This is a genomic window from Streptomyces sp. PR69, assembly GCF_026420845.1.
Lineage (GTDB): Bacteria > Actinomycetota > Actinomycetes > Streptomycetales > Streptomycetaceae > Streptomyces.
In genome coordinates this window covers 61,695-75,541 of record NZ_JAOWCB010000017.1, presented here as the reverse complement: position 1 = coordinate 75,541, position 13,847 = coordinate 61,695, and the positions used below count along the sequence as shown (strand labels likewise).

At 70.6% G+C, this 13,847-nt stretch carries 14 protein-coding genes and 1 pseudogene; 14 read left to right on the top strand and 1 reads right to left on the bottom strand.

The window, feature by feature from the left end:
• The first annotated feature begins 2 nt into the window (after nt 1–2).
• Both ffh and ftsH read left to right on the top strand, forming a co-directional pair.
• Complete coding sequence (gene ffh / locus OF819_RS18120) at nt 3–1,556, top strand: signal recognition particle protein (RefSeq protein ID WP_267244611.1); 1,554 nt, start codon at nt 3–5, stop codon at nt 1,554–1,556.
• 169 nt (nt 1,557–1,725) lie between these two features.
• Entirely contained in the window at nt 1,726–3,654 is a 1,929-nt protein-coding gene (gene ftsH / locus OF819_RS18115; RefSeq protein ID WP_267244610.1) for an ATP-dependent zinc metalloprotease FtsH, read from the top strand.
• A gap of 183 nt (nt 3,655–3,837) precedes the next feature.
• Here ftsH and OF819_RS18110 read toward each other — a convergent pair whose 3' ends face one another.
• On the bottom strand, nt 3,838–4,749 hold the full coding sequence (locus OF819_RS18110; RefSeq protein ID WP_416370566.1) for a class I SAM-dependent methyltransferase: 912 nt from the start codon (nt 4,747–4,749) through the stop codon (nt 3,838–3,840).
• A 230-nt stretch (nt 4,750–4,979) separates the two neighbouring features.
• On the opposite strand from OF819_RS18110, the gene proS reads away from it, so the two are divergent.
• The 12 genes and pseudogenes from proS to OF819_RS18050 all read left to right on the top strand — a co-directional run.
• Nucleotides 4,980–6,395 carry a proline--tRNA ligase gene (gene proS / locus OF819_RS18105; protein WP_267244609.1) on the top strand — a complete coding sequence of 472 codons (1,416 nt, stop codon included), beginning with the start codon at nt 4,980–4,982 and terminating at the stop codon, nt 6,393–6,395.
• 128 nt (nt 6,396–6,523) lie between these two features.
• Nucleotides 6,524–7,153: a hypothetical protein gene (locus tag OF819_RS18100; RefSeq protein WP_416370565.1), complete on the top strand. Its 630-nt coding sequence runs from the start codon at nt 6,524–6,526 to the stop codon at nt 7,151–7,153.
• Between the two features lie 253 nt (nt 7,154–7,406).
• On the top strand, nt 7,407–7,850 hold the full coding sequence (gene rpsP / locus OF819_RS18095; RefSeq protein ID WP_267244607.1) for a 30S ribosomal protein S16: 444 nt from the start codon (nt 7,407–7,409) through the stop codon (nt 7,848–7,850).
• A 2-nt stretch (nt 7,851–7,852) separates the two neighbouring features.
• On the top strand, nt 7,853–8,092 hold the full coding sequence (locus OF819_RS18090) for an RNA-binding protein (RefSeq protein ID WP_240136832.1): 240 nt from the start codon (nt 7,853–7,855) through the stop codon (nt 8,090–8,092).
• Between the two features lie 95 nt (nt 8,093–8,187).
• Complete coding sequence (gene rimM, locus OF819_RS18085) at nt 8,188–8,775, top strand: ribosome maturation factor RimM (RefSeq protein ID WP_267244606.1); 588 nt, start codon at nt 8,188–8,190, stop codon at nt 8,773–8,775.
• On the top strand, nt 8,775–9,596 hold the full coding sequence (trmD, locus tag OF819_RS18080; protein WP_267244605.1) for a tRNA (guanosine(37)-N1)-methyltransferase TrmD: 822 nt from the start codon (nt 8,775–8,777) through the stop codon (nt 9,594–9,596). Before rimM ends, trmD begins: the two co-directional genes overlap by 1 nt.
• Before the next feature lie 131 nt (nt 9,597–9,727).
• Complete coding sequence (gene rplS, locus OF819_RS18075) at nt 9,728–10,078, top strand: 50S ribosomal protein L19 (RefSeq protein WP_267244604.1); 351 nt, start codon at nt 9,728–9,730, stop codon at nt 10,076–10,078.
• A 72-nt stretch (nt 10,079–10,150) separates the two neighbouring features.
• Nucleotides 10,151–11,029: a signal peptidase I gene (lepB, locus tag OF819_RS18070; protein WP_267244603.1), complete on the top strand. Its 879-nt coding sequence runs from the start codon at nt 10,151–10,153 to the stop codon at nt 11,027–11,029.
• Nucleotides 11,022–12,113 (top strand): signal peptidase I, encoded by a 1,092-nt coding sequence (gene lepB, locus OF819_RS18065; protein ID WP_267244602.1) that lies wholly within the window; start codon nt 11,022–11,024, stop codon nt 12,111–12,113. Before lepB (OF819_RS18070) ends, lepB (OF819_RS18065) begins: the two co-directional genes overlap by 8 nt.
• The gene (gene lepB, locus OF819_RS18060) at nt 12,001–12,954 is read left to right on the top strand and encodes a signal peptidase I (RefSeq protein WP_267244601.1); all 954 of its coding nucleotides are present in this window, start codon (nt 12,001–12,003) and stop codon (nt 12,952–12,954) included. The genes lepB (OF819_RS18065) and lepB (OF819_RS18060) overlap by 113 nt, the downstream gene beginning before the upstream one ends.
• A gap of 82 nt (nt 12,955–13,036) precedes the next feature.
• On the top strand, nt 13,037–13,756 hold the full coding sequence (gene lepB / locus OF819_RS18055; protein ID WP_267244600.1) for a signal peptidase I: 720 nt from the start codon (nt 13,037–13,039) through the stop codon (nt 13,754–13,756).
• A pseudogene (locus OF819_RS18050) lies at nt 13,737–13,844 on the top strand (DNA mismatch repair protein MutT); the annotation flags it as partial. The gene lepB (OF819_RS18055) and the pseudogene OF819_RS18050, both read left to right, overlap by 20 nt.
• Nucleotides 13,845–13,847: the final 3 nt, after the last annotated feature.

The window sequence follows — 13,847 nt, the reverse complement described above, 5'->3', positions numbered from 1 at the left end:
CCGTGTTCGATACCCTCTCCGATCGCCTTGCAGCCACCTTCAAAAATCTCCGTGGCAAAGGGAAGCTCTCCGAGGCGGACATCGACGCCACCGCCCGCGAGATCCGCATCGCGCTGCTGGAGGCGGATGTCGCGCTCCCGGTCGTCCGGGCCTTCATCAAGCAGATCAAGGAACGCGCGACGGGCGCCGAGGTCTCCAAGGCGCTCAATCCCGCCCAGCAGGTCATCAAGATCGTCAACGAAGAGCTGATCGGCATCCTCGGCGGCGAGACCCGCCGGCTCCGGTTCGCCAAGCAGCCGCCGACCGTGATCATGCTGGCCGGTCTGCAGGGCGCCGGCAAGACCACCCTCGCCGGAAAGCTCGGCCAGTGGCTCAAAGGCCAGGGGCACTCCCCGCTGCTCGTCGCCTGTGACCTTCAGCGGCCCAACGCCGTCAACCAGCTCTCCGTCGTCGCGGAGCGGGCCGGCGTCGGCGTCTACGCGCCGGAGCCGGGCAATGGCGTGGGCGACCCGGTGCAGGTCGCGAAGGACTCCATCGAGTACGCGCGCACCAAGCAATACGACGTCGTCATCGTCGACACCGCCGGTCGCCTGGGCATCGACCAGGAGATGATGCAGCAGGCTGCGGACATCCGTGACGCGGTCCAGCCGGACGAGATCCTTTTCATCGTCGACGCGATGATCGGTCAGGACGCCGTCAACACCGCCGAGGCCTTCCGCGACGGCGTCGGCTTCGACGGTGTCGTCCTCTCCAAGCTCGACGGCGACGCCCGCGGCGGCGCGGCCCTGTCGATCGCGCATGTCACCGGCCGCCAGATCATGTTCGCCTCCAACGGCGAGAAGCTGGACGACTTCGACGCGTTCCACCCGGACCGCATGGCGTCCCGCATCCTCGGCATGGGCGACATGCTCAGCCTGATCGAGAAGGCCGAGCAGACCTTCAGCCAGGAAGAGGCCGCCAAGATGGCCTCCAAGCTGGCGTCCAGCAAGGGCAAGGACTTCACGCTGGACGACTTCCTGGCCCAGATGGAGCAGGTCCGCAAGATGGGCTCCATCAGCAAGCTCCTCGGCATGCTGCCCGGCATGGCCCAGATGAAGGACCAGATCAACAGCATCGACGAGCGCGATGTCGACCGCACCGCCGCGATCATCAAGTCGATGACCCCGGGCGAGCGCGATGACCCGACGATCATCAACGGCTCGCGCCGGGCCCGTATCGCCCGCGGTTCGGGCGTGGACGTCAGCGCGGTGAAGAACCTGGTGGAGCGGTTCTTCGAGGCGCGCAAGATGATGTCGCGCATGGCCCAGGGCGGCGGCATGCCGGGAATGCCGGGCATTCCCGGGATGGGGGGCGGTCCCGGCCGCCAGAAGAAGCAGCAGAAGCAGGCCAAGGGCAAGCGCAAGAGCGGCAACCCGATGAAGCGCAAGGCCGAGGAACAGGCCGCCGCGGCGCGTCGGCAGGCCGCGCAGCAGCAGGGCGGGGCGTTCGGCCTGCCGGCCGGGCAGCCGGGCAAGGACTTCGAGCTGCCGGACGAGTTCAAGAAGTTCATGGGCTGACCGTCCGCGACATGGGCCCGTGGCCGGGAAGGGCGGCCGCGGGCCCTTGGCGTGCCCGCGGGGGGGGGGTGCACCCACGGAGGCCCGCCGTTGGACGCCGCTGACTGGCGGCGGACCCGCACCTGTGGGGAGATGGGCACAGGTGTCCGCGCAGAGGAGGGCAGCCGGCGTGGCCAACTCCGTACCCCCACGCGACCGCCCGGATCAGCCGTGGCGCTCCGAGGGCGCGCCGCCGCCGTCCCCGCCGAAGAGGAAGCTGCCGGGCGGCTGGGGCGGGCTGCTGATCGCGGTGGTCGCGGTCTTCCTGCTGACCAATCTGGTGCTGTCGCTGATGGGGGACGACGAGCCGACGACGGTCTCGTATACGGAGTTCGGCAGGCAGGTCGAGGCCGGCAATGTGGAGCGGATCTACGCCAAGGGCGATCAGATCCAGGGCGATCTGAAGCAGGCCGCACCGGTGCCCAACGGCGACGACGGCACCTATGACCGGTTTACCACCCAGCGGCCCGCCTTCGCCGAAGACGATCTGTGGGCGCAGCTGACCCGGCAGGACGTCGTGGTCACGGCGGAGCCGGTGTTCGAGGAACCGAGCCTGCTGACCAATCTGCTGATCTCTCTCGCGCCGATCCTGCTGCTGGTCGCGCTGTGGGTGTTCATCACACGGCGGATGGCGTCGCGGCTGGGCGGCGCCGGAGGGATGCTGGGCCGCAAGGAGCCGCCCAGACCCGTCCAGCTGGAGACCGGCAGGCGCACCACGTTCGCCGATGTGGCGGGCATCGACGAGGTGCAGGCCGAGCTGAACGACGTCGTCGACTTCCTCAAGAACCCCGACGCCTACCGGCGGATGGGCGCGCGAATGCCCGGCGGGGTGCTGCTGTCCGGGCCGCCGGGGACCGGGAAGACGCTGCTGGCGCGGGCGGTGGCGGGCGAGGCGGGGGTGCCGTTCTTCTCGGCGTCGGCGTCGGAGTTCATCGAGATGATCGTGGGCGTGGGGGCGTCGCGGGTCCGGGAGCTCTTCGCCGAGGCGCGCAAGGTGGCCCCCGCGATCATCTTTATCGACGAGATCGACACCATCGGGCGCGCGCGGGGCGGCGGCGCGGCGATGGGCGGCCATGACGAGCGGGAACAGACGCTGAACCAGATCCTCACGGAGATGGACGGGTTCACCGGTTCTGAGGGGGTGGTCGTGGTCGCGGCGACCAACCGCGCCGATGTGCTGGACCCGGCGCTGACCCGGCCGGGCCGCTTCGACCGCACGGTGAACGTCAGCCCGCCGGACCGGGGCGGGCGTGAGGCGATCCTGCGCATCCACACCCGTTACATTCCGCTCGACGCAGGCGTCGACCTGGCGCAGGTCGCGCGCACCACCCCCGGGATGACGGGCGCGGATCTGGCCAATCTGGCGAACGAGGCGGCGCTGCTCGCGGTCAAGCGGGGGCGGCACGAGGTGACCCAGTCGGATCTGTCGGAGGCTCTGGAGAAGGTCCAACTCGGCGCGGAGCGGCCCTTGGTGATGCCGCCCGCGGAACGCCGCCGCACGGCGTACCACGAGAGCGGCCACGCCCTGCTCGGCATGCTCCAGCCGGGCGCGGACCCCGTACGCAAGGTGACCATCGTGCCGCGGGGCCGGGCGCTTGGCGTGACGCTCTCCACGCCGGAGGCCGACCGGTACGCGTACACCGAGGAGTATCTGCGCGGCCGCATCGTGGGGGCGCTGGGCGGGATGGCGGCGGAGGAAGTGGTCTTCGGCGTGGTGACCACGGGGTCGGAGAGCGACCTGGAGCAGGTGACCGTGCTGGCGCGGGGGATGGTCGGGCGGTGGGGGATGAGCGACCGGGTGGGGCGGCTGACGGCGATTCCGGGCGATGCGCAGCAGGCGTACGGGCTGTCGGCGGCGCCGGGGACGCTGGATGCGGTGGACGCGGAGATGCGGCGGATCGTCGACGAGTGCTACGAGAGCGCGTGCCGTCAGCTGCGCGACAACCGGGACCGCCTGGACGCTCTGGCGGAGGCGCTCCTGCAGAACGAAACCCTCGAAGAGGAGGCCGCCTACGCCGCCGCGGGCATCCCCCGTCTGTCGAAGGACCAGGAGCCCTGAGCCCTGCCTGAGCCCCTGGGCCGGACCGCTCTGGGCGCTCAGGGGGTGTGCCGTCCCCGCCCCGCCCCCCCGGCGTTCAGCGGGTCAGTCCCCGTCCCGCGTTCCGCGCGGGCGGCGGTGTCTGCGGCGCGGAGCTGCCGCTGTACGGGGCGGGGCAACAGGGTTGCGGCCGTGTTCGGGCGGTCAGGCCGTCCGGGTGATCAGATAGCGGAAGACATTCGGCATCCACACCGTCCCGTCCCCCCGCCGATGCGGCCCCAGCGCCTCGTCGATCTCCTTCCGCACCTGCGCCTGGTCGGTCGCCCGCACCGCCTCCGCGTAGAGCCCTGTCGACAGCAGCCCCCGCACCGCGCTGCCGGCGTCCGCGTAACCGAAGGGGCAGGCCACCCGGCCCGAGCCGTCCGGCAGCAGACCGGCCTTGGCGGCGACGTCCTCCAGGTCGTCGCGCAGGGCGGGGCGCCAGGCGCCGCCGGGGCGGCCGTCCCCGGTGCGGAGACGTTCCGTCAGCCGGCGGGCCACCCGCAGGACTCCGGAGGTGGCGCAGCGCTCCGGCGGCCCCCAGCCGGTGAGCACGACGGCGGCTCCGCGATGCGCCGCCCGCACGGCTGCTTCGAGTTCCGGAACGAGCGCCTCGCAGTCACCGGCCGTACACCCGATCGGGTGAAACGCGGTGATCACGTCATAGGGGCCCGCCGATGCCGCGTCCGCCGCTTCCCCCTCCACGAGCACGGCGCGGACCCGTCCGCCGTCCCCGCCGTCGCCTGTGTCTCCGGCGGAATCCAGCCGCTGCCGCGCCAGCGCCAGCCGCTCGCAGTCCGTGTCCACACCGGTCACCGACGCCCCGCGCGCCGCGGCGAGCAGCAGCGCCAGCCCGGAGCCGCAGCCCAGGCCCAGCACTCTGGTCCCGGGGCCGACCTCCAGGCGCTCGTACACCGCCTCGTACAGCGGCGCCAGCATCCGTTCCTGGATCTCGGCCCAGTCGCGCGCGGCGGCCACGGCGGCGGATGCGTGCGCCGCGGTCTGCGCCGCCGTGTCGTGCCCGCCGTGCCGACGGTGCTGGAAGTCCTGGCGGTGCTGGACGAGCGTAGGAGTCATCGAAAGCGCCTCAATCCGACAAGCTGACGAGCCGACGTGAGATCAGCCCCCGTGTGCGTGCGTTGCGCTCCCCCCGGTGTCCTCCCCCTGTATGCCAGAGAACTCCGCATGCCTCTCCGCGTCCAGAGGGTGTGTGCGATTCCTTCGTGCCCCGGGCGTGCGCCCCGGTTGAGCCGCCTGCTTCCCTCCTGATTCCCTTTCCCGGCGCTTCTCGCCGTACGATGCGCGCCATGGCTAAGGCACCCGTTCTCACGCCCCAGGCGGAAGACTTCCCACGCTGGTACCAGGACTTGATCAACAAGGCCGAGCTGGCGGACAACGGCCCGGTGCGCGGCACCATGGTCATCCGGCCGTACGGATACGGTCTGTGGGAGCGGATGCAGCAGGAGATGGACGCCCGCATCAAGGAGGCGGGCGCTTCGAACGCCTACTTCCCGCTCTTCATCCCCCAGTCTTACCTGACGCGGGAAGCTGAGCACGTCGAGGGATTCGCGCCTGAGCTGGCCGTGGTCACGCACGGCGGCGGCAAGGAGCTGGAGGAGCCCGTCGTCGTACGGCCCACCTCCGAGACGATCATCAATGACTATTTCTCGAAGTGGGTGCAGAGCTACCGGGATCTGCCCCTGCTGATCAACCAGTGGGCGAATGTGGTCCGTTGGGAGATGCGCCCGCGCGTCTTCCTGCGTACCACGGAGTTCCTGTGGCAGGAGGGGCACACCGCCCATGCCACGTACGAGGAAGCACGCGACTATGCGGCCCATATCCACCGGAACGTCTATGCGGACTTCATGGTGAATGTGCTGGCGATCGACGTGGTGCTGGGCCGCAAGACGCCGCGTGAGCGGTTCGCGGGAGCCATCAACACCCTCACCCTGGAAGGGATGATGGGCGACGGCAAGGCCCTGCAGATGGGTACCAGCCATGAGCTGGGGACCAACTTCTCCAAGGCGTTCAACACCACGTATCTGTCCAAGGAAGGCAAGCAGGAGCTCGCCTGGCAGACCTCCTGGGGCTCCTCCACCCGGATGGTCGGCGGGCTGATCATGTCCCATGGCGATGACGCCGGACTGCGGGTCCCGCCGCGTCTCGCCCCGGTCCAGGCGGTGGTGCTGGCTGTCAGGGGCGACGACGCGGTGCTCGCCAAGGTCCGTGAGATCGGCGACCGGCTGACGGCGGCGGGGGTGCGGGTGCAGGTCGACGACCGCACGGACACCCCGTTCGGCCGCCGGGCCGTGGACTGGGAGCTCAAGGGCGTCCCGGTGCGGATCGAGGTCGGTCCGCGCGATCTGGCGGCCGGGAACGCGATGCTGGCCCGCCGGATTCCCGGCGGGAAGGAGCCGGTGAGCATCGAGTCGCTGGCCGAACTGCTCCCGAAGATCCTCGAAGAGGACCAGGCGCTGCTGCTGCGGCAGTCCCGGGACCGTCGCGAGGCGCGGACCAGCGATGTCTCCACGCTCGCGGAGGCCGCGGAGGCGGCGAACGCCGGAGGCTGGGCCCGGATTCCGTGGGCGACTTTGGGCCAGGAGGGTGAGGCCGTCCTCGCGGAGCAGGCTGTGTCGGTACGCTGCCTGATCGCGGAGGACGGTTCCGTGCCGGCGTCGGACGACGAGCCCGGCGCGGTCGCCGTCGTGGCGCGCGCCTACTGAGCGTACGGAACACGAGGCGGGCGCCGGCGGCCGTCCTCGGCGCTGTCAGGTACGTACCACCTTGGTGGGAGCTGTGTTGGCTCAATGGAAACTGACGGGTACGTGCAAATTATTTGAGATGCCCCGGAATGGAACCCGTGAGCGCTGCGGCTCGTTATCACGACGTGAGCACGACACCACCTGTTCTCGCAGCGGAGCTGGCGCAGGCGTGGGCCGACATTCAACGGCACCACCCCGAGCTGCCGGATCTCGCTGCGCCAGAGTCCCTGATCGGAGAGTCCTCGTCCGCATGCGGCGCGGAGCTCTCCTTCGAGCGGCTGCTCCATGAGGCAGTCCATGGCATCGCCGCCGCGCGCGGCGTCCGCGACACTTCGCGCGCCGGCCGCTACCACAACCGCCGATTCCTGGCGATCGCCGAGGAGATGGGTCTGGACCATCCGGAGGAGCCGCATCCAAGCAGCGGTTTCTCGCTGGTGACGCTCAACCCCGAGGCGAAGCGGCGCTATCGGTCCACGATCGAGAGACTGCAGCGCGCCCTGCGGGCGCATACGGCCGCCACGGCCGCCGACACCAAACGCTCCTTCCGCGGTCCGGCCGCCCGGCACGGCTCGTCGGGCGGCGGCGTGCGAGTGAAGGCCGTGTGCGACTGCGGGCGCAATGTCAGGGTCGTCCCCTCGGTGCTGGCCCAGGCGCCGATCGTCTGCGGCGGCTGCGGCAAACCCTTCCGGATTCCGGAGACCGTGGGCGCGGCTGGCTGACCCGCGCCCGCGCCCCGTGCCCCGTGCCGGACTCGAACCGGCTGGGGGTGCGGACCGGCTGCGGGGGTGGGCCGGCTGCGGGGGTGGGCCGGTGCGCCCCGCCGCGGTGTGGCACAATGGCTAGCTGTACTCGACAGCCGCACAGGACCCCTCTCGCCTCCGGCTGGCGCGTCCATCGGGCACCCCGAGTACCGCAACCCCACGTGGCATCTCGTTGTGCCCCACCACGTCAACACCAGGAGACACCACTCCCGTGGCAGTCAAGATCAAGCTGAAGCGTCTGGGCAAGATCCGTTCGCCTCACTACCGCATCGTCGTCGCCGACTCCCGTACCCGCCGTGACGGCCGGGCCATCGAGGAGATCGGCCTGTACCACCCGGTGCAGAACCCCTCCCGCATCGAGGTCAACTCGGAGCGCGCGCAGTACTGGCTGTCCGTCGGCGCCCAGCCGACCGAGCCGGTCCTCGCGATTCTGAAGCTCACCGGCGACTGGCAGAAGCACAAGGGCCTGCCGGCTCCCGAGCCGCTGAAGGTCGCCGAGCCGAAGGACAAGCGCGCCGCGTTCGAGGCCTTCACCAAGGCCTTTGAGGGCGACGAGGCCAAGGGCGAGGCCATCACCCCCAAGGCCAAGAAGGCCGACAAGAAGGCGGACGAGGCTGCTGAGGCGGCCGAGTCCACCGAGTCGACCGAGGCCTGAGCATGCTCGAGGAGGCTCTCGAGCACCTCGTGAAGGGCATCGTCGACTACCCGGACGACGTCCATGTGGCCTCGCGCAATCTGCGCCGCGGACGCGTGCTCGAGGTCCGGGTCCACCCCGACGATCTCGGTAAGGTGATCGGCCGCAACGGCCGCACCGCACGTGCCCTGCGCACCGTCGTCGGTGCCATCGGCGGCCGCGGCATCCGCGTCGACCTCGTCGACGTGGACCAGGTCCGCTGAGCAGTTGGCTGTTCTGCCTTGAGAAGCGCCGGCACGGGCCGGGGAGGGCCTATGGGCCCGCCCCGGCCCGTCGTCGTATGACAGGAGCATTGAGCGTGCAGTTGGTAGTCGCGCGGATCGGCCGCGCCCATGGCATCAAGGGCGAGGTCACCGTCGAGGTGCGGACCGACGAGCCGGAGCTGAGGCTCGGCCCCGGCGCCGTACTGGCCACCGAGCCGGCCTCTGCCGGCCCGCTGACCATCGAGTCCGGCCGGGTGCACAGCGGCAGGCTGCTGCTGCGCTTCGAGGGCGTACGCGACCGCAACGCCGCGGAGGCGCTGCGCAACACCCTCCTCATCGCGGAGGTCGACCCGGACGAGCTTCCCGAGGACCCCGACGAGTACTACGACCACCAGCTCATGGATCTGGACGTCGTCCTCGCCGACGGGACGGCCGTCGGGCGGATCACCGAGATCTCGCATCTGCCGTCGCAGGATCTGTTCATCGTGGAGCGCCCCGACGGCAGCGAGGTCATGATCCCGTTCGTCGAGGAGATCGTCGCCGAGATCGATCTCGAAGAGCAGCGGGCCGTCATCACCCCGCCGCCCGGTCTCATCGACGACAGCCAGGCGGAGATCGCGTCCACCAGGACGGCGGACGCCGCCCCGGCGGACGCTGCTCCGGCGGACGAGGGCGGGAACTGATGCGGCTCGACGTCGTCACGATCTTCCCCGAGTATCTGGAGCCGCTGAACGTCTCGCTCGTCGGCAAGGCCCGCGCCCGCGGCCAGCTCGATGTCCACGTCCACGACCTGCGGGACTGGACGTACGACCGGCACAGCACCGTCGACGACACCCCCTACGGCGGCGGCCCCGGCATGGTGATGAAGACCGAGCCCTGGGGCGAGGCGCTCGACCAGACCCTCGCCGACGGCTATGAGTCCGGCGCCCGCGAGCCCGTCCTCGTCGTCCCCACGCCGAGCGGCCGCCCCTTCACCCAGGAGGTCGCGGTCGAGCTCTCCCGGAAGCCGTGGCTGATCTTCACCCCCGCCCGGTACGAGGGCATCGACCGCCGGGTCATCGACGAGTACGCCACCCGGATGCCGGTGTACGAGGTGTCGATCGGCGACTATGTGCTGGCGGGCGGCGAGGCGGCCGTCCTGGTCATCACCGAAGCCGTGGCCCGGCTGCTGCCCGGCGTCCTCGGCAACGCCGAATCCCACCGCGACGACTCCTTCGCCCCCGGCGCGATGGCCAACCTCCTCGAAGGCCCCGTCTACACCAAGCCGCCCCAGTGGCGCGGCCGCACCATCCCCGAGGTGCTGCTCAGCGGCCACCACGGGAAGATCGCACGCTGGCGCCGGGACGAGGCCTTCCGCCGTACCGCCCGCAACCGGCCGGATCTGATCGAGCGCTGTGACTCCGCTGCCTTCGACAAGAAGGACCGGGAGATCCTCTCCATACTGGGCTGGGAGCCGGAGCCCGGCGGCCGATTTTGGCGCAGACGGGCGGACGTGGAAGAATGAGCCGCTGCTGTGCGTCCGGCCGGCGCCCCTGCCACAGGGGGACCGACGCCCGCCCGGCGTATACGGCACCCTGATTCTCATCACGATCATTCCGCTGATGACCTGTGGCATCGGCGAGGAAGCAGACCACCATGGCTCACCTGCTCGACGACGTCAACGCCGCTTCGCTGCGCACCGACGTCCCCGACTTCCGCCCCGGCGACACCGTGAACGTCCACGTGCGCGTCATCGAGGGCAACCGCTCCCGTATCCAGCAGTTCAAGGGCGTGGTCATCCGCCGCCAGGGCGCGGGTGTGAGCGAGACCTTCACGGTCCGCAAGGTCTCCTTCTCCGTCGGCGTCGAGCGCACCTTCCCGGTGCACAGCCCGATCTTCGAGAAGATCGAGCTCGTCACCCGCGGTGACGTCCGCCGTGCCAAGCTGTACTACCTGCGTGAGCTGCGCGGCAAGGCTGCGAAGATCAAGGAGAAGCGCGAGAACTGAGCCCCGCCGCCGACCTGGTCGGCCGCTGGCTCACACCGCGTTCACAGCAGGGCCGGATAGCATCTGGCCCCGATGGACACCGAAGCACTGCACACGGAGCGCGACCGCTCTTCCGCCCCCGAGACCGGGGAGGAGGGAGAGGGGTCGCGCTCCGTGCGTTCTGCGCCCCCGGCGCACGCTGGGCGTTCTGGGCCCGGGAGGGTCCGTGCGGCGGGTCGCGCGGCGCTGCACCGGCTGAGCTGGCGCAGCACGGGGCTGCTCGGCGCGGTCTGCGCGGTGTTCGTCCTGCTGCTGAGCCATTTCGTCATCCAGCCCTTCCAGATCCCCAGCGGCTCGATGGAGCCCACGCTCCAAGTCGGGGACCGGGTGCTGGTGAACAAGCTGGCGTACCGTTTCGGTGACCGGCCCGAGCGCGGGGACGTCGTCGTCTTCGACGGGCGGGGGTCCTTTGTGCGCGAGAGCGCCGAGGAGAACCCGGTCAGCGCCTTCACCCGCGGCGCGCTGGCCATGGTGGGGCTCGCGGAGCCCGCGGAGACCGACTTTGTGAAGCGCGTGGTGGGCGTGGGCGGGGATCATGTGGTCTGCTGCGACGAGGGGGGCAGGGTCGAGGTGAACGGCGTACCGGTCGACGAGGCGTATCTGCACCCCGGCGACGCCCCCTCCCGGGTGCCTTTCGACATCGTCGTACCACAGGGCAGGCTCTGGGTGATGGGAGACCACCGCAGCAGATCGCAGGACTCCCGTGACCACCTGGGACAGCCCGGCGGAGGAATGGTGCCGGTGGACAGGGTCGTCGGGCGGGCGGACTGGATCGGCTGGCCGGCGGGCCGCTGGTCGTCCGTGGCCCGGACGGACGCCTTCGACGCGGTCCCGGACTCCGCGGGCGGCGCGGGCGGGGCCTTTGGCGGCGTGCGCGGGGCCCTTGGCGGTCCGGGCGGCGGCGATGGGTAGCCGGGGGCGGCAGGCGAGCCACCGCGCGGACACCCGGCTGCCGACCGGAACGCGCCCCACGGACGGCGGACGGGCGCTACCGGGGCGCGCGGAGCGGCGCAGGCTGGCCCAGAAGGTCAAACGCCGGCGTCGCCGTTCCGCCGCGAAGGAGATACCCCTCCTGATCGTGGTGGCCTTGCTGATAGCCCTGGTGCTCAAGACGTTTCTGGTGCAGGCGTTCGTCATTCCGTCGGGCTCGATGGAGCAGACCATACGGATTCAGGACCGGGTGCTGGTCGACAAGCTGACCCCGTGGTTCGGCTCCAAGCCGCAGCGCGGCGACGTCGTCGTGTTCAAGGACCCGGGCGGCTGGCTGCAGCAGGAGCAGAGCCAGCAGACCGGAGAGGATCCGGTCGGGATCAAACAGATCAAACAGGTCCTGAGCTTCATCGGGCTGCTGCCGTCCGAGGACGAGCAGGATCTGATCAAGCGGGTGATCGCGGTGGGCGGCGACCGGGTGGTCTGCTGCGATGCGGACGGCCGCGTGACCGTCAATGGAACGCCTCTGACCGAGCCGTACCTCAACCCCGGAGACGCCCCCTCCGAGATCGCGTTTGACGTGCGGGTGCCCCAGGGGCGGTTCTTCGTCCTCGGCGACCACCGCTCCAACTCCGGCGACTCCCGTTTCCACCTCGACGAGCAGGGCGGCACCGTGTCGGAGGACTCGGTCGTCGGGCGCGCCGTGGTGATCGCCTGGCCGGTGAGCCACTGGCGCACGCTGGAGGAGCGTGAGACCTACGCCTCGGTGCCCAACGCGCCCTCCGGGCCGACCGCCGCCCTGCCCGTGTCGCATAGGGTGTCACCTCAGGATCTCAAGGGAATGGTCCTGCTCCCGAGCCCTGCGGAACTCCCGCTCGTTATGGGAGTGGTGGGTCTGCGCCTTCTGTGGGGCAGACGGTTTCGCACGGAGATGAGGAGTGGATGTGGGGGATGTGGCAGTCGGTGCACGATCCGGCCACGATGGGTCCGAGGACAGGCAGCCCCCAGCTGTGACGGATCAGCCGAGGGAACCGCAGGAGCCGCAAGAGCCTCAGGAGTCCGGTGAGGGTGAGGCCAAGGACGGCGGCGGTACGGGACAGAAGAAGCAGCGGTCCTTCTGGAAGGAGCTGCCTCTTCTGATCGGTATCGCGCTGATCCTCGCGCTGCTGATCAAGACGTTTCTGCTGCAGGCATTCTCGATCCCGTCGGACTCGATGCAGAACACCCTGCAGCGCGGTGACCGGGTGCTGGTCGACAAGCTCACTCCGTGGTTCGGCTCCGAGCCCGAGCGTGGCGAGGTCGTGGTCTTCGAGGACCCGGCCGGCTGGCTCGCGGGCGAGCCCACGGCCGACCCGAACGTGATCCAGCGGTTCCTCAGCCTCATCGGTCTGATGCCGTCCGCCGACGAGAAGGACCTGATCAAGCGGACGATCGCCATCGGCGGCGACACGGTGGAGTGCAAGAAGGGCGGCCCGGTCAAGGTCAACGGCAAGGTGCTGGACGAGCCCTATGTCTTCCCCGGCAACACCCCCTGCGACGACCAGCCCTTCGGGCCGCTCAAGGTGCCGGACGGCATGATCTGGGTGATGGGCGACCACCGTCAGAACTCCCAGGACTCCCGCTACCACATGGAGGACAAGAACGGCGGCTTCGTCCCGGTCGACAAGGTCGTGGGGCGCGCCGTGGTGATCGCCTGGCCGGTGAACCGTTGGTCGACGCTGCCGGTGCCGGACACCTTCGATCAGCCAGGGATCAATGCGCTGGCGGCGCGGTCGCTCGGCACGGCCTCCTCGGCTGCTCCGGCGGCGCTGGGCCTGGCGGGCGCGCTGCCGCTCGTGCTGTGGCGCAGGCGCAGGCTGACCGCCCGCACCGTACGGCAGGCCGCCGCGGGGCATACCGCCGGGTAGGACCGGCAGGTAGGGTGCCGTCCCAGAGCTCCGGCCCGCCGCGTGGGGGCCGGTGAGAACGCCGAGGCGGGGAGCGCTGGGGATGGGCGGAACGGGACGTTCGGGCGGCCGCGGCCGCCTCGGCAGCGCGCTGTCGGGGCTGGCCGTGGCCGTCGGCTGTGTGCTCTTCCTCGGCGGATTCGGCTGGGGCGCCGTCGTCTACCAGCCCTACACCGTGCCGACGGATTCGATGTCGCCGACCGTGCAGGCGGGCGACCGGGTGCTGGCGGAGCGGATATCCGGCGACGAGGTCAGACGCGGGGACATCGTCGTCTTCACCGACTCCACATGGGGCGATCTGCCGATGGTGAAGCGGGTCGTCGGCGTCGGCGGCGATGAGATCGCCTGCTGCGACGCGCAAGGGCGGCTGACCGTCAACGGCACGGCGGTGGAGGAGCCGTATCTGAGCGGCGGCGGGCCGGCCTCGCCACAGGGCTTCAGCGCCTCGGTCCCGGAGGGACAGCTGTTTCTGCTCGGCGACGAGCGCACGGGGTCGGTCGACTCCCGCGTCCATCTTCAGGAGCCCGGGGAAGGCTCCGTGCCGCGGTCGGCCGTGAGCGCCCGGCTGGACGCGGTGGCCTGGCCGCTCGACGGCGGTCTGGTGGAGCGGCCCGGCTCCTTCGCGGCGCTGCCGGGCGGGGTCTCCCGGCCGGGACCGGTGCGGCTGATCGTCGGGGCGATCGCGGCGGGCGTGGCGCTGATCTTGGGCGGGGCGGCGTACGGGCCGGTGGCACGGCGCCGACACGCTGTCCGCAGCGCATGAGACGGTGTATCCGACCAGGCTCGCCGAGCTGCGGCGCACGCTGCTCGACGGGGGTCCCCCGCGTACGCCGGCAGTCCTGGCCCCGGAAAAT